Source organism: Alcanivorax sp. HI0044 (assembly GCF_001634945.1).
Map to the genome: position 1 here is coordinate 1 of NZ_LWEZ01001815.1, position 896 is coordinate 896.

Sequence of the window (896 nt, forward strand, 5' to 3'; positions counted from 1 at the left end):
TGCCAAGTTGGGTCTGGCCGGGCTGGCCAACTGTCTGGCGGAGGAAGGTCGCAGCAAAAACATTCATGTGAATACCATTGCGCCGATTGCGGCCTCTCGGCTGACTGAAACCATCATGCCGCCGAATTTGCTGGAAAACCTCAAGCCAGAAGCGGTCAGTCCGCTGGTGGCCTGGTTGTGCCATGAAAAGTGCGAAGAAACCAAGGGTATCTTCGAAGTGGGTGCCGGCTTCATCAGCAAGTTGCGCTGGGAACGTAGCCAGGGCAATAGCTTCCCCCTTGGCAAGGCCTTCAGTGTTGATGATGTAGCGCGTCGTTGGGGCAAGATCACCGACTTTACCGATGCGGAGCATCCATCCAATGTCAACGAATCCTTCTCGCCGATTCTCGACAACATCAACAACCCGTCACTGGGCGGCAACGAATTCATCGATCTGGATGTGGCCAGCAAGGAAAGCCTCGAGCTGGAATCGTCCTATGATGAAAATGACCTGTCGTTGTATGCCCTAAGTGTCGGCGCCGCACGTGATCCGCTCGACAAGGATGAACTGAAGTTCGTCTACGAGCTGGGTGGCAATTTCCAGGCGTTGCCCACCTATGGCGTCATGCCACAGATCGGCGCGATGCTAAAGGCAGCAAAAGAAGGCGCGCTGGCTCTGCCAGGGATGAACTTTGGCTTCGACCGGTTGCTGCATGGCGAGCAATACACCGAAATCAAACGGCCGCTGCCGCCGCACGCCAAGCTGAAGCACACCTTCAAATTCAAGAAGGCATTGGACAAGGATCCGAATGCGGTAGTTACCTTTGCTATTACCTCCACCGACGAAAACGGTAACGAGGTGGCCTATAACGAGATGACCTCGTTCGTGAAAGACGCCGGCGGCTGGGGCGGTGAGC

Annotated in this window: 1 pseudogene; it reads left to right on the top strand. The window is 55.7% G+C overall.

Annotated features, from left to right (window positions below):
- Nucleotides 1-896, top strand: a pseudogene (locus A3730_RS32320) (ethanolamine permease); the annotation flags it as partial.